General features: G+C 56.8%; 17 protein-coding genes and 3 tRNA genes. 3 read left to right on the forward strand and 17 right to left on the reverse strand.

All coding sequences use genetic code 11. The annotated features are described in order from the left end of the window. Positions 1–8: 8 nt before the first annotated feature. Positions 9–923 (reverse strand): 1-aminocyclopropane-1-carboxylate deaminase/D-cysteine desulfhydrase, encoded by a 915-nt coding sequence (locus RGW60_RS12175; RefSeq protein ID WP_322204846.1) that lies wholly within the window; start codon positions 921–923, stop codon positions 9–11. A gap of 124 nt (positions 924–1,047) precedes the next feature. Beyond that, a complete protein-coding gene (locus RGW60_RS12180) occupies positions 1,048–3,084 on the reverse strand; it encodes an NADPH-dependent 2,4-dienoyl-CoA reductase (protein WP_322204847.1) in 2,037 nt (678 codons plus the stop codon). A 260-nt stretch (positions 3,085–3,344) separates the two neighbouring features. Here RGW60_RS12180 and RGW60_RS12185 point away from each other — a divergent pair, with 260 nt between their 5' ends. Further along, positions 3,345–4,490 (forward strand): carbon-nitrogen hydrolase family protein, encoded by a 1,146-nt coding sequence (locus RGW60_RS12185; protein ID WP_407074078.1) that lies wholly within the window; start codon positions 3,345–3,347, stop codon positions 4,488–4,490. Positions 4,491–4,494: 4 nt separating this feature from the next. Continuing rightward, positions 4,495–5,535 (forward strand): AraC family transcriptional regulator, encoded by a 1,041-nt coding sequence (locus tag RGW60_RS12190; RefSeq protein WP_322204848.1) that lies wholly within the window; start codon positions 4,495–4,497, stop codon positions 5,533–5,535. 3 nt (positions 5,536–5,538) lie between these two features. Here RGW60_RS12190 and RGW60_RS12195 read toward each other — a convergent pair whose 3' ends face one another. Next, positions 5,539–5,811: a hypothetical protein gene (locus tag RGW60_RS12195; RefSeq protein ID WP_322204849.1), complete on the reverse strand. Its 273-nt coding sequence runs from the start codon at positions 5,809–5,811 to the stop codon at positions 5,539–5,541. Between the two features lie 161 nt (positions 5,812–5,972). Here RGW60_RS12195 and ilvA point away from each other — a divergent pair, with 161 nt between their 5' ends. Beyond that, positions 5,973–7,487: a threonine ammonia-lyase, biosynthetic gene (gene ilvA / locus RGW60_RS12200; RefSeq protein WP_322206904.1), complete on the forward strand. Its 1,515-nt coding sequence runs from the start codon at positions 5,973–5,975 to the stop codon at positions 7,485–7,487. Positions 7,488–7,545: 58 nt separating this feature from the next. On the opposite strand, the gene RGW60_RS12205 is transcribed toward ilvA, so the two are convergent. The 14 genes from RGW60_RS12205 to RGW60_RS12270 all read right to left on the reverse strand — a co-directional run bounded on the left by RGW60_RS12205 (position 7,546) and on the right by RGW60_RS12270 (position 20,996). After that, on the reverse strand, positions 7,546–8,454 hold the full coding sequence (locus tag RGW60_RS12205; protein WP_322204850.1) for a DUF2242 domain-containing protein: 909 nt from the start codon (positions 8,452–8,454) through the stop codon (positions 7,546–7,548). 233 nt (positions 8,455–8,687) lie between these two features. Continuing rightward, positions 8,688–8,764 (reverse strand) — tRNA-Asp (locus RGW60_RS12210). Positions 8,765–8,895: 131 nt separating this feature from the next. Then, a tRNA-Asp gene (locus tag RGW60_RS12215) sits at positions 8,896–8,972 on the reverse strand. Positions 8,973–9,018: 46 nt separating this feature from the next. Further along, a tRNA-Val gene (locus tag RGW60_RS12220) sits at positions 9,019–9,094 on the reverse strand. A gap of 170 nt (positions 9,095–9,264) precedes the next feature. Beyond that, positions 9,265–10,053 carry an SDR family oxidoreductase gene (locus RGW60_RS12225; RefSeq protein WP_322204851.1) on the reverse strand — a complete coding sequence of 263 codons (789 nt, stop codon included), beginning with the start codon at positions 10,051–10,053 and terminating at the stop codon, positions 9,265–9,267. Further along, on the reverse strand, positions 10,050–11,261 hold the full coding sequence (locus RGW60_RS12230) for an O-succinylhomoserine sulfhydrylase (RefSeq protein ID WP_322204852.1): 1,212 nt from the start codon (positions 11,259–11,261) through the stop codon (positions 10,050–10,052). Before RGW60_RS12230 ends, RGW60_RS12225 begins: the two co-directional genes overlap by 4 nt. Positions 11,262–11,274: 13 nt before the next feature. Then, the gene (gene purF, locus RGW60_RS12235) at positions 11,275–12,780 is read right to left on the reverse strand and encodes an amidophosphoribosyltransferase (RefSeq protein ID WP_322204853.1); all 1,506 of its coding nucleotides are present in this window, start codon (positions 12,778–12,780) and stop codon (positions 11,275–11,277) included. A gap of 45 nt (positions 12,781–12,825) precedes the next feature. Beyond that, positions 12,826–13,380 (reverse strand): CvpA family protein, encoded by a 555-nt coding sequence (locus RGW60_RS12240; protein ID WP_322204854.1) that lies wholly within the window; start codon positions 13,378–13,380, stop codon positions 12,826–12,828. Between the two features lie 95 nt (positions 13,381–13,475). Then, a complete protein-coding gene (locus tag RGW60_RS12245) occupies positions 13,476–14,111 on the reverse strand; it encodes an SPOR domain-containing protein (protein WP_322204855.1) in 636 nt (211 codons plus the stop codon). Continuing rightward, entirely contained in the window at positions 14,095–15,402 is a 1,308-nt protein-coding gene (gene folC / locus RGW60_RS12250) for a bifunctional tetrahydrofolate synthase/dihydrofolate synthase (RefSeq protein WP_322204856.1), read from the reverse strand. The genes RGW60_RS12245 and folC overlap by 17 nt, the downstream gene beginning before the upstream one ends. Continuing rightward, positions 15,399–16,319 (reverse strand): acetyl-CoA carboxylase, carboxyltransferase subunit beta, encoded by a 921-nt coding sequence (accD, locus tag RGW60_RS12255; protein ID WP_322204857.1) that lies wholly within the window; start codon positions 16,317–16,319, stop codon positions 15,399–15,401. Before accD ends, folC begins: the two co-directional genes overlap by 4 nt. Before the next feature lie 245 nt (positions 16,320–16,564). Further along, complete coding sequence (locus tag RGW60_RS12260; protein WP_322204858.1) at positions 16,565–17,203, reverse strand: phosphoribosylanthranilate isomerase; 639 nt, start codon at positions 17,201–17,203, stop codon at positions 16,565–16,567. Positions 17,204–17,266: 63 nt separating this feature from the next. Then, the gene (gene truA, locus RGW60_RS12265; protein ID WP_322206905.1) at positions 17,267–18,091 is read right to left on the reverse strand and encodes a tRNA pseudouridine(38-40) synthase TruA; all 825 of its coding nucleotides are present in this window, start codon (positions 18,089–18,091) and stop codon (positions 17,267–17,269) included. Between the two features lie 148 nt (positions 18,092–18,239). Next, positions 18,240–20,996 (reverse strand): FimV/HubP family polar landmark protein, encoded by a 2,757-nt coding sequence (locus RGW60_RS12270; RefSeq protein ID WP_322204859.1) that lies wholly within the window; start codon positions 20,994–20,996, stop codon positions 18,240–18,242. Positions 20,997–21,026 lie beyond the last annotated feature (30 nt).

The following is a 21,026-nucleotide window of genomic DNA, read 5'->3' on the forward strand; positions in this document are numbered from 1 at the left end:
ACTCGGATTCATTCGTAAACCTGCATCGCCCTTCGCCCCTGCAAACCACCGGTGTGCACGAAGATCAATCGCGTGCCAGAGGGAAACATTCCCGCCGCGACCTGATCGTGCAGCGCCAGCAGCGCTTTGCCGGTATACAGCGGCTCTAACGGCAGGCCACTTTCCGCTTCGCTGGCGACGATGAAGTCCAGCAGGGCCGGATCGGTTTTGGCAAATCCGCCGCGACTGGCGTCGAGCAGGTAATAACCCGCGTTGGCTTGTCCAAGCATCGCAACGACGTTTTCAGCCACACCGTGGTCATCCGGCACGGCCAGCGCGCCGTAAACCGGATGCGCACCATTTTCGGCCAATACTAATCCAGCTAACGTAGTGCCGGTACCTGCCGCCAGCCACCAGCCATGGTAGTCGCTCCAGCCTACTTGACTGATCTGCTCCTGTACCTGATTCAGTAATGACGCACAACCCAAGGCACCGGGCAGGCCACCGCCGCCTTCTGGAATCGGATGCAACTGCGGATAGCGTTTTTGCCATGGCAACCAAAAGCCCGGCGCGTGGCGCTCGCGATAACCGGCGTAACCCAACCAATGCACGCGCATGCCGAACGCCATCAAATCGTTGACCGTCGGCGAGTCCAGCGCATGCCCGCGCAACAGGCCCACCGTGGGAAAGCCGAAACGTTTGCCTGCAGCGGCCAAGGCGTGCAAATGGTTCGAATACGCACCGCCCAAACTGATCACGCCCTCGGCCCCGGCCTGTGCAGCGGCGGTCAGGTGATGGGTCAACTTGAACCATTTGTTGCCGCAGATCAGCGGGTCGATGAGGTCCAGGCGCAAAACCGCCACCTCAATGCCTGCTCGCTTTAGCCACGGCAGATGCAAGGGTTCGAGGGGTGCGTTGGGCGGGTTGGGAATTGCTGGGAACATAGTGGCGGAGTTTACAGAAAGCGGCCATCTGTAGGGGCCAACGTGTTGGCGAGAGGTTTTACGCGGTCAACCTGACACGGCGCCTCGCCAACACGTTGGCTCCTACAGATTTTGGTGCGGAGTCTTACAGCTCCGCAGCCAAACGCGAGCCCTGATTGATCGCCCGCTTGGCATCCAGTTCAGCGGCAATGTCTGCGCCGCCGATCAAGTGCACATTCTGGCCGGCCTCAATGAGCCCGTCATACAGTTCACGCAACGGGTCCTGCCCCGCACAGATGACGATGTTATCCACAGGCAAAATCTGCGGCTCGCCTTCACCGATGCGAATGTGCAGGCCAGCGTCGTCAATTTTCAGGTATTCGACGCCGTTGAGCATTTGCACGTGCTTGTTCTTCAAGCCGGTGCGGTGAATCCAGCCGGTGGTTTTACCCAAGCCGTCGCCGACTTTGGAGGCCTTGCGCTGCAACAGGAACACCTGACGTGCAGGCGCATGCGGCTCGGCTTTGATACCGGCCACGCCACCTCGGGCTTCCAGAGCAACGTCGATGCCCCACTCTTTCCAGAATGCCGTGCGGTCAAGACTGGTGGAGACGCCTTGATGCACCAGGTATTCGCAGACGTCGAAGCCAATCCCACCGGCACCAATCACCGCGACGCTTTTGCCGACGGGTTTACGTTCCAGAATCACGTCGAGGTAATTAAGCACTTTGGCATGCTCGACACCGGGAATGGCCGGTGTACGTGGCGCAATACCTGTGGCCAGAATAATTTCGTCATAGCCAGCCCCGATTAAATCGCTGACCGCTACCCGTGTGTTCAGGCACACCTCAACCCCGGTGGTTTGCAGCTTGCGCGCAAAATAACGCAGGGTTTCAGAGAACTCTTCTTTGCCCGGTACACGCTTGGCAATGTTGAACTGCCCACCAATTTCGCTGGCCGAATCAAACAACGTCACCTGATGCCCGCGCTCTGCAGCCACCGTTGACGCCGCCAATCCCGCAGGACCGGCACCGATCACCGCGATTTTTTTAATTAGCTTTGTCGGCAAGTAATTGAGTTCCGTTTCGTGACACGCCCGTGGATTGACCAGGCAACTGGTGAGCTTGCCACCGAAGGTGTGGTCCAAACAGGCTTGGTTGCAGCCGATACAGGTGTTGATTTCGTCGCTGCGCCCGGCCGCGGCCTTGTTGACGAAATCTGCGTCCGCCAAGAAGGGTCGCGCCATGGAAACCATGTCAGCGTCGCCATCACTGAGGATCTGCTCAGCGACTTCCGGGGTGTTGATACGGTTGGTGGTGATTAGCGGGATCTTCACCGAGCCGCGCAATTTGGCCGTGACTTTGCTGAAGGCCGCGCGCGGCACCTTAGTGGCGATAGTCGGGATCCGCGCTTCGTGCCAGCCAATACCAGTGTTGATAATAGTGGCGCCCGCTTGCTCGATGGCCTGCGCCAGCTGCACGACTTCTTCCCAGACGCTACCGCCAGCGACCAGGTCCAGCATCGACAGGCGAAAAATGATGATGAAATTCGGGCCTACCGCCTTGCGCACCCGGCGGACGATTTCCACCGGTAGGCGCATGCGATTTTCGTAACTTCCACCCCAACGGTCGGTGCGGTGGTTGGTGTGGACGGCAAGAAATTGGTTAATGAAATAACCTTCCGAGCCCATGATTTCGACACCGTCGTATTCGGCGATTTGCGCCAAGGTCGAACAGGTGACGAAATCCTGAATCTGTTTCTCAATGCCTTCCTCGTCCAGCTCTTTGGGCTTGAACGGATTGATCGGCGCCTGAATCGCACTCGGCGCTACTTGTTTCGGGCTGTAGGCATAACGCCCAGCGTGGAGAATCTGCATGCAGATCTTGCCGCCCGCTTCATGCACCGCTTGGGTAACGATGCGGTGTTTTGCAGCCTCCTCGACCGTGGTCAACTTGGCCGCGCCGGAATATACCCCGCCCTCGTCATTGGGACCGATACCGCCGGTAACGATCAGGCCGACACCGCCGCGCGCGCGTTCGGCAAAATAAGCAGCCATGCGTTCAAATCCGCCGGGCTTTTCCTCAAGCCCGGTGTGCATCGAACCCATCAACGTGCGGTTGCGCAACGTGGTAAAGCCGAGGTCCAGCGGGGCCAACAGATGCGGGTACAAGGCGGCGGACATAGAGACTCCATCGAGCGGGATCACGGGATGCGGGAGCCTCAATGAGACCACCGTCAATTATTGGTCTTACGTAACCGTGCGAAAACTGTACACGCGTACCTCACTGGTTCATAACGCTGACATTAAAGAGCTAACGGAACACACTCAATGGCTGAAAGTGACAACTTATTGATCCAATCGTACAGCGAGGGTTGGCAAGCGCCACCAAGCGCCCTAACCTAGTCGGCGAACTCTGCACACGGCTGCTCTTTGTGTCCCCCTTGCATAAAACCTTCAATTTTCTCGTTGGCCTGCTGCTGATCGCGATGATCATCAGCTACGCCGTCTGGACCGGGCAGCGCCCGGTGGGCCTCTATCTCTCCGATTTGCGCATTCAACTGACGGTGAATGAAGGTCAACCCCGCGAGCACGGCAACTTGTTGGGTATCCAGACGGAACTGTCGCCCAGTGACTATCAAAGCCGCGACCATTTAAGACGCAAACTTGCTGCCTATCTTCAGCAAGCCCGCGATCTAGGACTGATCAACAGCAAAACCATCGTGATTCTGCCCGAGCATGTAGGCACTTGGCTGTTTGTCAGCGGCGAAAAGGATCAGCTGTATCAATCGACCACGGTCAAGGAGGCAATGAATTGGCTATCGGTGAGTAATCCGCTGCGATTCCTTTACGCGCTTTATCAGGCCAAGGGACGTAACCGATTCGATGATGCTTATTTGCGGATGAATGCCCAGGCCATGGCGAGGGATTACCAGACGCTATTTGGTGGCTTGGCTAAAACGTTTGGTGTGACCTTGGTGGCGGGCTCTATTGTGCTGCCAGACCCCAGTATCAGCGAGGGCCAACTGCATATCGGGTCCGGTGCGCTTTACAACAGCAGCGTAGTATTTGGCAGTGACGGCTTGCCTATCGGCCAACCCCAGCGCCAGGTATACCCAAGCTTCACCGAACGCGACTACATCAAACCGGCAGCAAACACCGATTTAAATGTCATTGACACACCTGCCGGACGACTTGGAGTGTTGGTGGGTAGCGACAGCTGGTACCCAGACAACTACGCACAATTGAACGCCAAAGGTGCCGAGCTGATCGCGGTACCTGCTTTTGTGGCTGGCAACGGTCTGTGGTCCAAACCGTGGAGGGGGTTTCGCAGCGCATCGACCCCCGCCAGCACCAGCCTCAAACCAGGAGAAATCAGCGAAGGTGACGCTTGGCACCAACTAACGCTAACTGGGGTTGAGCCAGCCAGCACTGCACATGCGGGACTCAGTGTCTTCATGCGTGGTCAGTTCTGGGATAAAGGCAGTTCCGGTCATAGTTTCGCCAGTCGCCATAGCCTGACCGGTGGCGATCAATTCAGCGACGATCAGCCAGGGCATATCGCTCGCCTGATCAACCTGTGGCTATAGGTTAATGACGTCACTACGGGTGCGTTTAGGGGACTTGTCTGTCGGCTTTGTTCATAGCCTGGCAGACGCCGTGCGATGCTATGGCCAAGACCCGCAGCCACTGCTCGAGCAATACGGCCTGGACCCTGCGCGCTTGGCTGAGCTAGGCGCGCGACTGTCGATCCCGCGTTACATGCGTTTGGGCCATGCTGCGATCCAACTGACGGGTGAGCCAGGATTGGGTTTACGCATGGGTCAATTAAGCCGTATCAGCCAAGTCGGATTGGCCGGCGTTACCGCCGCCCAAGCGCCCACCGTGCGTGAGGCGGCTCGCTGCCTTATTCGCTTTGAAGCATTGTATGGCTCCAACTATCGCGGGCAATCCAGCTTTCATGAGGATGCCGGTGGCGCGTGGTTGCGCTTTTACTCCATCAGCCCCTACAACGCCTACAACCGCTTCGTCGTGGACTCGATTCTGGCGAGTTGGATTCAGCAACTGTCGACCCTTTCAGGCCACCCTTTGTTGGCTGAAAAAATCGAAATCGAATTTTCGGAGCCACCTTATGTGGAGGCGTACGGTTATTTAAGCGACAACGCAGTGAGTTTTGGAGCTGAACTGAACCAGTTACGCTTAAGCCAAACAAGCCTGGCGTTGCGTAATCCGGAACATTGCCCCAGCACGTGGCGGCATTTGCTGGTGTTGTGCGAAAAGGAATTAGAGCAATTGACTCGCACTCGGAGCTTGCGTGAACGCATCACTCAATTACTTGGGCCATTGTTGAGCGGAGGACGAGAACCGGATCTGGAGGAAGTGGCCGCACGGCTGAAGCTGCCGACCTGGACCTTGCGCCGCAAGCTGGCCGAAGAAGGCACGCAGTTTCGAGCTATTTTGAATGACACGCGTCGCGACTTGGCGATGACGTATATCCGCGACACCGAACTGGCTTTTGGAGAAATAGCTTATTTGCTGGGCTTTGCCTCCGCCGAGGCGTTTCAACGTGCGTTCAAACGCTGGAACGAGCAAACACCCGGAGAGTTCCGCCGCAGCCAACGTCAAGCCGGTTGACGCTTACAGCTCGGTAGCGTCATCGGCAGGTTCTACTGGGTCGAGTTCTGAAGCCCGGTATTCAAGCAGTTCTTCTTGGTATTCATCCATCGCGCTCACCTTTTTATTGAATTTAAAATCGCTGAAATGACTGACCACGGCTTTCACCTTAAAGTGCCAACGTGACGAAAAAATGAATACGCCTGATCTGACGTCTTCGCGAAGGATCTTGCGGTGAACCCCATCCTGGCTTGACTCGCCCACCGTATCCGGAATACCTTCGGGCCATGAATTCAACTCAGCATTTCGTCGGCAAGATTATTATTACCGCCATTCCAGTCATGGCGGGTTAGCCGACGTTCGCACCCAACCCGCCCACGAGGCGGGTTTTTCTTCTGTCTCCTGAGCCACACAGCTCGCATCTGGAGTCAGACATGTCACCGCCCCTCGATCCCGACCTGCTCAAGCATTACGTCAAAAAAATCCTCACCTCGCGCGTTTACGACGTAGCCGTTGAAACCCCGTTGCAGGCCGCTCGCCAGCTTTCCGAGCGCCTGGGCAATGCGGTACTGCTTAAGCGCGAAGACTTGCAGCCGGTGTTCTCGTTCAAAATTCGCGGCGCTTACAACAAACTCACGTTGCTCAGCGAAGCCGAGTTGGCCCGGGGCGTCGTCACGGCGTCGGCGGGTAACCATGCGCAAGGCTTGGCATTGGCGGCCAAGGTACTGGGCGTCAAAGCCACCATCGTCATGCCCAAAACCACTCCCGAGATCAAGGTCGAAGGCGTGCGCTCGCGAGGCGGCATCGTGGTGTTGCACGGCGACTCGTTCCCCGAAGCACTGGCATTTTCGCTGAAACTGGTCGATGAAAAAGGCTACGTCTACGTTCATCCGTATGACGATCCTGACACCATCGCCGGCCAAGGCACCGTGGCAATGGAGATTCTGCGTCAACAGCCGGGGCGTTTAGACGCGATTTTTGTGCCGGTGGGCGGCGGCGGTTTGATTGCGGGCATCGCGGCCTACGTTAAATACTTGCGGCCAGACATCAAGGTCATCGGCGTCGAACCGGACGATTCCAACTGCCTGCAAGCGGCCATGGCGGCCGGTGAACGCGTGGTCTTGAGTCAGGTCGGGTTGTTTGCCGACGGCGTGGCCGTGGCGCAGATCGGTCAGCACACCTTCGACATCTGCAAAGATTATGTCGACGAAGTGATCACCGTCAGCACCGATGAAATCTGTGCGGCGATCAAAGACATCTACGACGATACTCGCTCCATCACCGAGCCTGCGGGCGCACTGGGTGTGGCCGGGATCAAGAAGTACGTCGAACTGTATGGCGTCAGCGGGCAAACCCTGGTGGCCATTGATTCAGGCGCCAACGTCAACTTCGACCGCCTGCGCCACGTGGCCGAGCGCGCTGAGCTAGGTGAGGGCCGCGAAGCGATCATTGCCGTGACCATTCCCGAAAAGCCGGGCAGCTTCAAGGCGTTCTGCGAAGCCATCGGCAAACGCCAGATCACCGAGTTCAACTACCGCTACCATACCGACCGGGAGGCCCACATCTTCGTTGGTGTGCAAACTCACCCGGATACCGACCCGCGCGCTGCGCTGCTCGCCAGCTTGACTGCGCAGGGCTTTCCAGTGCTGGATTTAACCGATAACGAGCTGGCGAAACTGCATATTCGTCACATGGTCGGCGGCCACGCGGCGCGGGTCAGTGATGAAGTGGTGTTCCGTTTCGAGTTCCCGGAGCGACCGGGTGCGCTGTTCAATTTCCTCGACAAACTCGGCGGGCAGTGGAATATCTCGATGTTCCACTACCGCAACCACGGCGCGGCGGACGGCCGAGTGGTGGCTGGGTTGGTGGTTCCGGAAAACGAGCGGCACCTGATTCCGGCGGCGTTGGCGGAAATCGGCTACCCGTATTGGGATGAAAGCGAAAACCCGGCTTACAAGCTGTTCCTCGGATAGCACCCATGAAAAAGCCGCTGGACAATAACGTCTCAGCAGCTTTTTTTGCCAACTGCCTTTACGGCGAGGTCGTTTTTTCCATCGTAGCAGGTGAGGGCTCAGAGGCAGGTGTTGCTTCAGAAGCCGGTGCCGGACTCGACACTGGCTCTGCGGCAGGAGCAGGCGGTGTCGGCGCTGGCGTAACAATTTCGGTCTTGATCGCTGCGGGCTCAGCTGGCGCGGCGACAGGCTCGCTGGTTTCAGCCGCAGGAGCCGCTTCAGTCGCGGGATCTTTTGCGGGCGCTGGCACCGGCTCTTTTATGGGAGCAGGCTCGGAGGCAGCGTGTTTACCATCAACCATCGCTGCCGCCGGTGTCGCGGCGTGGGCTACTGGTTCTGGCATACCCAGATCAGCTTTGGGCTTTTCAGAAATGTTTGCCGCTTTTTTCACTTCAGGCGGCAAGAAATTCTCCACCAGCACAAAGAAACGGTCATAGAACTTGGGTGATGCCACCGTCTCGCTGGCCACTTTCACCATGGAGTCGTCGGTGGACCCGATAGGCATCGACACCGAACCCAGCACGCCTACGCCGAGGCTCGCAGAGTTATTGACCTTCTTCAGCGCATATCGGTCCTGAAGGGCGTTGGCAAACATGGTGGCGCCTTTAGTAGCGCCCTTGGACGTGCCATCAGCTGCGCAAACCACACTGAAGCTAATCTCCATATGGGTCTCGCCTGTTTGCTGGAAGCTCTTGTGCCCACTGATCACTTTCGGGTCATTGCTGGTGATGATGTAGCCTTGGCTGAGCAAGGCTCGACGCGCTGCCTCGCAAGAGGCAGCGTCGGAGACCGGGTAATTCCTTGAAAACGTTCCCGAATCGTCAAAATTTTCATGCTCATACACCGTCTGTTTGGGCGATGAGCAGCCTGCGGCGGCCAGCAGGGCGGCGGCCCAGCATGCGGTACGAAAGCGCGGTAATTTAGACATTCAAAATCCTGGGAGAAAAAACTGTAGATCTGAAACGCGGGGGTAAGTCTGCATCAAGGCTGACGTGTGATCAACGCCGTTCGGAAACACGGGCGACCCGGACTGACAGTTGGGGATTCTACACCGCAATGCTCATGGCCATCCGGATTACGAACACCAAAAAACTAAAAAGCCCGCACTAGGCGGGCTTTTCAGCGTGTTGATCGTCCGCGAATGAACGTTCGACACATGTATGGCGCAGCGGACGGGACTCGAACCCGCGACCCCCGGCGTGACAGGCCGGTATTCTAACCGACTGAACTACCGCTGCGTGTCGCTCGGACTTGCATCCGATTAACTCTTTTTCGAAACAGACCTTCGGATGCCTGTTTCAGTGAAACCCTAAAAGGACCGCTCTGAAAGCGTTCCAGTCTCAGATCGTACAAGCCGATCTAAAAAATATGGCGCAGCGGACGGGACTCGAACCCGCGACCCCCGGCGTGACAGGCCGGTATTCTAACCGACTGAACTACCGCTGCGCATTGTTGGATTTTCATCCAGCCTTCTTACGAAAGCCTCAAGAAGTGGTGGGTGATGACGGGATCGAACCGCCGACCCGCTGCTTGTAAGGCAGCTGCTCTCCCAGCTGAGCTAATCACCCTTTGCTTCGTTGAGGCCGCGAAATTTACGTGGGTATCGAAGCTAAGTCAATACCCCCGTTGAAGTTTTTTGAAATCAGCTGCACGCTGTAAGCTTCAAGCGGCACGTTAAAAGCAAGACGCACTCTGCTTCTAACTTGCTGCTTACCGCTTGAAGCTTGCAGCTTGTCACTTAAGGCTTGTCGCTTATGTAAGACATTTTTTTTGTCATCCCGCCGTCGACTACAAATTCCTGGCCAGTGACGAAACCGGCATTTTTCGATAGCAGCCAAGCCACCATCGCCGCCACGTCCTCGACGGTCCCTACCCTGCCCGCGGGATGCTGAGCATGGTCGGTATCCGACAGCGGCTCTGCACGGCGCACCGAAGGATCGCGTGCATCAATCCAGCCGGGGCTAACCGCGTTGACCCGGATCTCTGGCCCCAAGCTAATGGCCAATGCATGCGTAAGGGCCAATAGACCGCCCTTGCTCGCGGCATAAGCCTCCGTATCCGCTTCAGACTGCGCGGCTCGGGTCGAGGTCAAATTGACAATGGCGCCACAGTGCGCGCGCAAATAAGGCGTGCAGTGCTTGGCTAATAACATGGGGCCACTGAGGTTGACTGCTAACACGCGATTCCAATACGACAAGGTCAGGGTTTCCAGAATCGTATTGTGCGGATCGGCCACTGCAGCATTACAGACAAGTGCGTCAAGACGACCGAACTGCCCAAGCACTTCAGCGACCCCTGCCTTGACTTGCTCTTCAATAGAGACGTCCATGCCGATGAACCAAGCGTTATCGCCCAGCACTGCCGACACTTTCGCGCCGCGCTCGCGGTCAAGGTCCGTCAGGACCACTTGCCAGTTTTCGGAAATCAGCCACGCGGCAATCCCCAGTCCGATACCGCGCGCCGCGCCAGTGACCAAAGCGACCTTGCCGTTATGGATATTGGTCGCTTGCACCTCCCAATCACTCACAACGCCGCCAGACCACGCGCCAGATCAGCCTGCAGATCGGCGACATCTTCAAGGCCGACTGCAACCCTGATCAAGGTGTCCCGAATACCGGCGGCTTCGCGTTCATGTGGCGCCAAACGTCCGTGGGAAGTGGTGCTTGGATGGGTGATGGTGGTTTTCGTATCGCCCAGGTTGGCCGTGATCGAAATCAATCGCGTAGCGTCGATGAAGCGCCAAGCGCCCTCTTTGCCGCCTCTGACTTCAAAGCTGACCACCGCACCAAAGCCCTTTTGCTGACGCATGGCTAATTCATGCTGCGGGTGGCTTTTGAGTCCCGCATAGTAGACTTTTTCAATACCGTCTTGCTGTTCCAGCCATTCGGCCAGTATTTGAGCGCTGGCACAGTGGGCACGCATACGCAGGTTCAAGGTTTCCAGCCCCTTGAGAAAAATCCAGGCATTGAACGGGCTTAGCGTTGGTCCGGCAGTACGCAGGAAACCGACCACTTCTTTCATTTGCTCGCTGCGACCTGCGACCACCCCGCCCATGCAACGGCCTTGGCCGTCGATAAATTTAGTGGCCGAGTGCATTACCACGTCAGCACCCAATAGCAGTGGCTGTTGCAGTGCAGGCGTACAGAAACAGTTGTCGACAACCAACATCGCGCCTTTGGCGTGGGCGACTTCAGCCAACGCGGCGATATCCACCAGTTCGGCCAAGGGGTTGGACGGCGACTCGACGAACAGTAATTTGGTATTGGCCTTGATGGCTGCGTTCCAGCCGGAAACGTCGGCCAGCGGAACGTAATCCACTTCGATGCCAAAGCGCTTAAAGTACTTTTCAAACAGGCTAATGGTTGAACCGAACACGCTACGCGACACCAGCACATGGTCTCCAGCGCTGCATAGGCTCATAACGATGGCCAGGATCGCCGCCATCCCCGTCGCCGTGGCAACCGCTTGCTCGGCGCCTTCGAGGGCAGCGATACGTTCTTCGAAGGAGCGCACGGTCGGGTTGGTGTAGCGCGAGTAGACGTTGCCCGGCACTTCACCCGAGAACCGTGCCGCCGCGTCGGCAGCACTACGGAACACATAGCTGGAGGTAAAGAACATTGGGTCGCCGTGTTCACTTTCAGGCGTGCGATGTTGACCTGCACGCACGGCGAGGGTGTCGAAACCAACGCCGTCAAGATCACTGTCCAGCCGACCGGCATCCCATTCGTGAGTCATCCCACCTACTCCTTTAGTTGTTGTATAGATCGATGATGGCACTGACTGCCTGGGTCTTGACCTTGGACGCATCATTTCGCGCCTGCTCGATCTTATTCAGATAGAGCTCGTCGATATCGCCGGTAACGTACTCGCCATTGAACACCGAGCAATCGAAGTTATCGATTTTAACCTTGCCGCCACCTACCGCTTCGATCAGGTCACTTAAATCCTGGTAGATCAGCCAATCAGCACCGATCAGATCGGCCACGTCCTGGGTAGTGCGGTTATGCGCAATCAACTCGTGAGCGCTAGGCATGTCGATACCATAAACGTTCGGGTAGCGAACAGCAGGTGCCGCCGAGCAGAAATAGACATTCTTGGCGCCCGCTTCCCGGGCCATCTGAATGATCTGCTTGCAGGTGGTTCCACGCACGATGGAGTCATCCACCAGCATCACGTTTTTACCGCGAAACTCCAGCTCGATGGCATTGAGCTTCTGGCGTACGGATTTTTTCCGTGCGGCCTGCCCCGGCATGATGAATGTACGGCCGATGTAACGATTTTTGACGAAACCTTCACGGAATTTCACGCCCAAGTGATTCGCCAGTTCCAGTGCAGCGGTACGGCTAGTGTCTGGAATTGGGATCACCACGTCGATGTCATGGTGTGGTCGCTCACGAAGGATCTTGTCCGCCAGTCGCTCACCCATGCGCAGACGCGCTTTGTAGACGGAAATACCGTCGATGATGGAATCCGGGCGCGCCAAGTAAACGTGTTCGAAAATGCACGGCGAGTACTTGGGATTTTTCGCGCACTGACGGGTGTGTAGCTTGCCATCTTCAGTGATGTAAACCGCTTCGCCCGGCGCCAGATCGCGGATCAGGGTGAAGCCGAGCACGTCAAGCGCCACGCTTTCCGAAGCGATCATGTATTCGACGCCGCCGTCGGTATGGCGCTGGCCGAAAACGATCGGACGAATAGCGTCCGGGTCACGGAAGCCGACAATGCCATAACCGGTGATCATCGCAACTACGGCGTATCCACCACGGCAGCGGTGGTGCACGTCGCTCACGGCAGCGAACACGTCTTCTTCTGTTGGTTGCAACTTGCCGCGCTGCGCGAGCTCGTGCGCGAAGATGTTAAGCAACACCTCCGAGTCGGAGTTGGTGTTGACATGGCGCAAGTCCGACTCGTAAATCTCCTTGGCCAGTTGCTCAACGTTGGTCAGGTTGCCGTTGTGGGCCAACGTGATGCCATACGGCGAGTTGACATAAAACGGTTGAGCCTCGGCCGAGGTTGAGCTGCCCGCAGTGGGATACCGCACATGGCCAATACCCATGTGACCAACCAAGCGCTGCATATGGCGCTGGTGGAACACATCACGGACCAACCCGTTGTCCTTGCGCAGGAATAACCGGCCGCCATGGCTGGTTACAATACCGGCAGCGTCCTGGCCGCGGTGTTGGAGGACGGTAAGCGCGTCATACAGCGCCTGATTGACGTTCGACTTACCGACGATACCGACGATGCCACACATGCGACACAACCCCTACTGAGTGAAACTGGAAATACCGGGCACTTCTTACGGCTTTGAAGACGGTAAGAGGTGATCCTTGAACGGCAGATCAACCGGCAGGCTGATACCGCTGGCTAGCCACTTACTGGAGAAACCCAGAATCAGGTTTTTCGACCAGTCAGCGACCAATAAAAATTGCGGCAGCAGCTTAGATTGCTGCCACCATTGATCTTGCTGCACCGGTCCCAGGCTCAATAGCCCTACCGCTACAACGACCAGCAAGCCTCCGCGTGCAGCGCCGAAGACCATACCCAGAAAACGATCGGTCCCGGAAAGCCCGGTGACGCGAATCAGCTCGCCGATTAGAAAATTGACCATGGCGCCTACCAGCAGGGTGGCGACAAAAAGGATGGTGCAGCCCGCGATCACGCGCGCAGATGGTGTTTCGATATAAGTGACAAGATACTGCGAAAGCGACCCGCCGAACATCCAGGCAACGGCACCGGCTATGATCCAGGTGAGCAGCGACAATGCTTCCTTTACGAAGCCGCGCTTCAAGCTAATCAAAGCGGAGATGACGATGATCGCGAGGATCGCCCAATCAACCGGAGTAAATGGCACGTTGAGGCCTACAGACACATGAGGCGGCGCATTTTAGCAGAGCGCTTGCCCGTCGGTAAGCAGCGATTACCGACGGGGCAAGAATAGGCGGGAACTTAGTTGTGCTCAGGCTGGAAGCGCACCACAAAACCTTTGAGTTTTTGCTGTTTTCCTAACTGGTCGCGTAACCGATCCGCTTCTGCGCGTTCAATCAAAGGCCCCACAAACACCCGGTTCATACCGTCAGAAGAGCGAATGTAAGCGTTGTAACCTTGAGACCGCAGCGTTTTCTGCATCGCATCGGCACTGTCGCGATTGGACAGGCTGGCCAACTGCACCGACCAACTGACGGACAGGCCATTGACGTCGACATGACTGCTGTCTGCCTCTGCAGACTTGGCCGCAGGCGTTGCAGGTGCAGCTTTGGCGACAGTCGTCTGGGTCTTTGAAACAGGGGTTAACGTCGAGGAAGATTGCACGACGGACGCAAGTCCGGTCTGGGCCGGTGTGCGAGCAAGCTCTTCATCGGTGGGTACCGGCTCCTGGGGCAACGATTGCGGTTCCGGAACCGAAACCGGATCGACCTTGATCTGCGTCGTCGTCGGCGTCTGTGGCGTAGCTGGCACTTCGACATGTATGCGACGGGTTTCGTCCTGACGCGAAAATAGCATGGGCAAGAAAATCACCGCCAATGCGATCAACACCAGCGCACCTACCATTCGCTGCTTGAACAGATTATCCAGCAAAGCCATTTGCGACTTCCTCCTTGACGTGCCGGGCTAGCCATTCCAGGCCCTCGGCAACAGAATAAAAAGATCCGAACAGCAGAATTTCATCTTCAGCCGTCGCGTTGGCACATTGTGCATCCAAGGCCAGCGCGATACTTGAATGAGACGTCACGGTCGCGCCGAGGTTCTGTAATGCGGCCTGCAGGTCGTCCACGGCATAACTGCGAGGCGTTGGTAACGGGGCAACAGCCCACGCCTGGACGCTGGAGTTTAATTCGCCCAACACTCCGGCCAGATCTTTGTCCGATAGCAATCCGAATACCGCCAAACGCCTGCCGTTCAAGGGTCGTGCAGCAAGACGCTGGGCTAGATAATGTGCGGCATGCGGGTTATGGCCGACATCCAGCATCAGTTTGAGCGGTTTGCCATGCCAGACAATCTGACGTCGATCAAGGCGTCCGGTCACTCTGGTACTACTGAGAGCGGCGCATATCTGCAACGACTCCCAAGGCAAATCCAGCAGCGCATAGGCCTGCAGCGCCAATGCCGCGTTTTCCATTGGCAGATCAAGCAGCGGCAAATCATGCAGCTCAATGAATTGGCCTAGGACGTTGCGACCACGCCACTGCCAGGCGCTGCCGCTAACGTCCAGGTCGAAATCCCGGCCACGCAACAACAGCGGGCAGTTGAGTTCCTTGGCGCGACTGAGCAATGGCGCTGGAGGATCGATATCGCCACACAAAGCTGGACGTCCCTCACGAAAGATTCCGGCTTTTTCGAACGCGACAGACTCACGGGTGTTACCTAACCAATCAGCGTGATCGACACCAATACTGGTGACCAACGCCAGATCAGCGTCAACAATATTGACCGTGTCCAATCGGCCACCGAGACCGATTTCCAGCACTGCAACGTCCAACGCCGCACGCTCGAACAGCCAAAGCGCCGCCAGCGTACCCATCTCGAAATACGTCAGAGATACTTTGCCACGAGCCGCTTCAACCGCCGCGAAAGCCTCACACAATTCATTGTCAGTGGCTTCAACGCCACGCACCTGCACCCGCTCGTTGTAGCGCAGTAAATGTGGCGAGCTGTAAACACCTACATTGAGACCCTGCGCCTGGATCAATGAAGCAATAAATGCGCACGTAGAACCTTTGCCGTTTGTACCCGTGACCGTGATAACGCGGGGCGCGGGCCGGGTCAAACCCAGCGCTAGCGCCACCTGCTGCGAACGCTCCAGCCCCATATCGATGGCCGTAGGGTGCAATTGCTCAAGGTAGGCGAGCCAGTCGCCCAAGGTACGCACCGTCATATGGTGGCCGGGACCGGTGGAATATCAATCGGCTCAATCGGCGCGACGACGAACTTGGGCGTCGGCAGATTCATGAACTGAGCCAACAAATTACCCAGGCGTATTCGCAGCTCCTGACGATGAACGATCAGGTCGATGGCACCGTGTGCCAGCAGGAACTCACTGCGCTGGAAGCCTTCTGGCAATTTTTCTCTTACGGTCTGCTCGATCACTCGCGGACCGGCGAACCCGATCAGCGCTTTAGGCTCGGCAACGATCACGTCGCCCAGCATCGCCAGGCTTGCCGATACACCACCGTATACCGGGTCAGTGAGCACCGAGATAAAGGGCAGACCTTCTTCCCGAAGACGCGCCAGCACGGCCGACGTTTTAGCCATCTGCATCAGGGAAATCAGGGCTTCCTGCATTCGCGCGCCGCCGGAAGCAGCAAAACAGACCATCGGGCAGCGATTTTCCAGCGCGTAGTTGGCAGCGCGTACAAAACGCTCGCCCACTATGGCGCCCATAGAACCGCCCATAAACGAAAACTCGAATGCGCAGGCCACGACTGGCATGCCTAACAAAGTCCCGCTCATAGAGACTAAAGCATCTTTCTCACCGGTCTGCTTTTGCGCACCCACCAGGCGATCTTTATACTTTTTGCTGTCGCGAAACTTCAGACGGTCTACAGGTTCCAGCTCGGCGCCAAGCTCCGTGCGGCCCTCAGCGTCGAGAAAGATGTTCAGGCGTGCGCGTGCGCCGATGCGCATGTGGTGATTACACTTGGGGCAGACGTCCAGGGTTTTTTCTAGCTCTGGACGATAAAGCACCGCGTCGCAGGACGGGCATTTATGCCAAAGCCCTTCTGGAACCGAGCTTTTTTTCACCTCGGAACGCATGATCGAAGGGATCAGTTTGTCTACCAACCAGTTGCTCATGCTTTCTTTCTCCAGTACGACGGCTCGAACGCGGTCGATTTAAAACCCGCGTATGCCCTTAAGCTAAATTCATATGTGCAGCGATGATTAGGCAACACAGCGATCGACCAGTGCCGGACCTGCCTGAATTAACCTATCACCTGCCATTGTGACGACGTGCACCGCTTCGTCGCTCGCTTATTAAGTACCAACCGCGCTTTCGCTGCCGGAGGTTTATGGACGGTGGCTATACGCCAACCGTCACATCACTCTAAAACCCTGCTATCAACACCTTGCACCGCATTCATGAATGCGCGGATCTTTTCGTGATCCTTGATTCCCTTAACTGCCTCCACACCGCCGCTTACATCTACTGCGTAAGGCCGAACCTGCGCGATGGCCTGTGCAACATTGGTCGCGCTCAGCCCCCCAGCCAGAATAATGGGCTTGCTCAAGCCGTGCGGTATTAACGACCAGTCGAACGCTTCTCCCGTACCACCGGGTACACCTGCAACATAGGTGTCAAGCAGTATGCCGCTGGCCTTGGGGTAAGCGTGGCAACGCGCGGCTATGTCATCACCAGCCTGCACCCGCAATGCCTTGATGTAAGGCCGATGATAACCGTCACAGTCTTCGGCCGTTTCATCACCGTGAAATTGCAGCAGGTCCAGAGGAACGACCTCCAATATTTCCGTGAGCTCGCAACGGCTGGTATTAACGAACAAACCAACGGTAGTCACAAACGGAGGCAGGGCAGCAATGATTTCTCGCGCCTGAATCACCGAAACTGCCCGAGGGCTTTTGGCATAAAACACAAAACCAATGGCATCCGCACCTGCATCAACGGCGGCCAACGCATCTTCTATGCGGGTAATCCCGCAGATCTTGCTGCGAACGGCTGACATATAGGGAGAACCTCAGGCCTTATTCGGGGAAGTCACGAATGTTAACAAATGCTTTTCCACGCGTCAGCCGTCAAGTTCAGTGAAGCCCGTCAGGAAGTGTGGCCCTATGTATCGTTGCGGCAACGCAAACTCGTCGTGGTACTCCACTTGAACCAAGTAAAGCCCGTAAGGATGCGCCGTGACGCCGCCCGTACGCCGAACCCGGCTGTCCAATACTTCCTTGGCCCACTCAATAGGCCGCTCGCCAGTGCCAATGGTCATCAACACACCAGCAACGTTGCGCACCATATGGTGCAGGAAAGCATTGGCGCGCACGTCAATGACGATCATCTGCCCGTGCCGAGTAACTCGCAGATGATGCAATTGCTTAATCGGCGATTTCGCCTGACATTGCCCCGCCCGAAACGCGCTGAAATCATGGGTACCCACTAGATATTGAGCAGCTTGCGCCATCCGATCGACATCCAGCGGGCGATGATTCCAGGTCACTTGGTCACCCAAATGAGCCGGCCTGATCGGATCGTTATAAATGACATAGCGGTAACGCCGAGCAATCGCCTTGAACCGCGCATGAAAATGCGCCGGCATAACCTTCGCCCAGCTAACACTGATGTCGTGGGGCAGATTTATATTGGCACCCATTACCCAAGCCTTCAGCGAACGCTCAGCCTGAGTATCGAAATGCACCACCTGCCCACAGGCATGAACGCCTGCATCCGTACGACCCGCACACAACAACGAGACGGGCGCGTCAGCCACTTTTGATAGCGCTTTTTCAAGGGTTTCCTGCACGGTCAATACACCGGAAGCCTGACGCTGCCAACCGCAAAAACGCGAACCTTTGTACTCGACGCCCAATGCGATCCTGGAAAAGCCAGCGGCAGCCATTTCGGCCGCCGCATTTTCTGCAGTGCTATATGTTGAAGCCAAGACGTGCAGCCTGTTGGTTAACACAAAGGCGCCATTATAAGAGCTTCACCTGTTCTAAACGCAAACGACCGCAAAAGCGGTCGTTGTGCATTTATCTGCGGCTTGATCAGTGCAGAGTGGCAAGCATTTCCCGTGCTTCGGTTTTCTGGGCCTCATCGCCCTCGCCAACCACCTCATCGAGAATATCCCTAGCGCCGTCGCTGTCGCCCATCTCAATATATGCCCGCGCCAGATCAAGTTTGGTCGCGGCTTCGTCGGTGCCTGCCAGGAAGTCGAACTCGGGCTCGTCATCTTCTGCCAACGCATCCTCAGCGGTAAAGCTTGGCGGCTTGGCAATCGCTGGTTGATCCATCGTCTGGGACAGACGATCCAATTCAGCGTTAACGTCATCAAGCTCGGTGGTGAACGCATTGGGTGTCGCGTCGTCGTCAAGCTCATCCGGCAAGGACAAGTCAAAATCATCAGGCAAGGTCGAGGTATCACCTACAGAGTGTGCCAGCGAAGGTGAATCATCAAACGCCGGCAATTCGTGCAAGTCGTCTTGGAGACTCAGAAGAAAATCATCTTCAGCGCTCAACGCCGGTGATTCTTCCGTCAGGTCTAGGTCGAAGTCGGATAAATCCTCGGGGGACGATAGCTTGGCTTCATTCTGTTGACGCAATACCGACTCAAAACTCAGCTCATCATCTGCCAGTGTATCGGCAGCCATTGACGCCCCAAGACCCGGTTCATCACGTTGCACCTTTCTTGCAGGTACCGGCGCGACAGGTTCTTCAAGAATTGCCGGAGAAACCTCTTCCAGCTCATCCAGGCTTAAGTCGAAATCCTGATCAAACGCCTCTAACTCATCAGATTCAATCGCTGGACCCGGCGCGGGTGCTGGCACCGTAGTAACCGTTGGCACCTCAGACGTATCGAGCAGCAAATCCTTGACGTAGTCCGCATCAAGCTCAGCCGCTAATGCTGCGGCACCCACTCCTGCGCCTGCCATTATCATCAACGGAAAGCGACTTTTCAGCTCGTCGACCTCAGCATGATTCTTACCGTCGGCCGCCAGCTTGCGCTCTAGGGCAGAAAAACCACTTCTGTCGCCCTGCTCTGCATAGATCTCCATCAACTTCAGGCGCAGGTCGCTGCGCTGAGGCTCTTGTTTAATAGCATCTTCCAGAAGCTCGGCAGCTTGGTTGAAGCGACCGTTTGCGACATGGACTGCAGCCTGATCAAGCACATTAAGCGAGCGCTCATGGATCGGCTCTGAAATCACCGGTGCGGGAATAGAGACCGGCACCGGCGCCAGCTTTACGTTGGGGGGCGGAACATCCAGGCCGTCAAAACTGTGTTCCGGCAAGTCCATATCAGCGGCGAAGTCTGATTCTTCGGCCAACGCTCGGGCCATGCGTTTGTGTTTTTCTGCTTCCTGCTGCGCCCTGCGGCGCCGCGTGAAGAACAGTAGCAACAAAAGCAAGATTACTAAGACGCCGCCGCCCACCAAGCCCAGCAGCATCGGGCTGGCGAGAACCTTACTGATCGCACTGTCAGTATCGCCGTTCTCCACTAGACCGCCAGGGTTAGGCGCAATAGGAGCGACGTCCGGAGCCGCTACAGGTTCCGCAGCAGGAGTCAACGCATCTTCCGGTGCGATTTCGCCTGGTCGCTTCGCGGCGCCACTGGCAGCCGGGGTTGCAGCAACTAATGCAGCGGGCAAAGAGGGCGCGCCTGGGGCGGTCTGCGTGACGGGCGGTGCAATGCCGCCCTGGGCCTGCATTTTAGCCAACTGGTCGTTTTTCAGTTCAATTAACCGCTGCAACTTGTCCAACTGGCTTTGCAAATCTGACATTCGACTTTTAAGCTCGGCGTTATCACGACGCGTCGTATCCAGGTTTTCCTTTGCCACCGCCAGCTGATTACTTAAGGCCTTGCTGTCGCCCGACGCTCCACTTTTGCCGACCTTTGAGTTGCCTGAAACCAGACTCAGATTGTCCTTAGCCTCAACGTTGGCAGGCGCAGCGCCAGGTTTGGCGTGACGGGTCGCGTCCACTTGGCGCGCGGCGGAAGGCAGACTGCGTCGCTGGCGCCATGCAAGATTTTGTTCTCTAACTTGAACGATGGCCTGCGGTTGCGGGGTAGCGGCAACTTGTTGCTGATCAGGAAGACGCAGCACTTCACCGATTTTCAATCGGTTAATGTTGCCATTGATAAAGGCCCCAGGATTCAGTGCCTGAATGGCTAGCATAGTTTGCTGAACCGACCCGCTACTTCGTACGCGGGATGCAATTTCCCACAATGTATCGTGTTTGTTCGTGGTGTACTGAGCAGGTTTCGCTTCGACGGCAGGCGTCGGCGCTGGCAATTTGGCAGGCGCCGGAGGTGATGCACCTTCGGGAGCTGACACGGGCACTGGCGCCGGGGCTATCACCGGAAGCTGAGCACTGGAAGCTGAGGCAGCAGCGGCTTGCGGCGTAGCTTTAGGCGGGTCAAGCAGCACACTGTACTCACGCAGCAGCCGACCATTAGGCCAGAGCACTTGCACCAGGAACTTCATGTTCGGATCGCGAATCGGCTTGGTCGACGTGATCCTTAATATACTTTTACCACCGGCATCAATTACCGGTGTAAACGTCAGATCGTCAAGAACCCCGCGCCGATCAACACCTGCCTGCGCAAAATCAGCGGAGGTAGCGAGGCTCGGTACTACCTGCCCAACGGTTACATCCCGCACGTCGAGCAGCTCAATTTCCGCGACAAGCGGCTGATTCAGGGTCGACTTCAGGGTCAAGTCCCCGAGCGCCAATGCGTGCGCCATACCGGATGACAGCGCCGAGGCTGTAGCGATTGCTAATACCAGTTTGCGAACCTGAACCATAGCCCATCCCTTGTCTGAATATTCCTCGGC

Source organism: Pseudomonas sp. AB6, assembly GCF_034314105.1.
In the GTDB taxonomy this organism is placed as follows: domain Bacteria; phylum Pseudomonadota; class Gammaproteobacteria; order Pseudomonadales; family Pseudomonadaceae; genus Aquipseudomonas.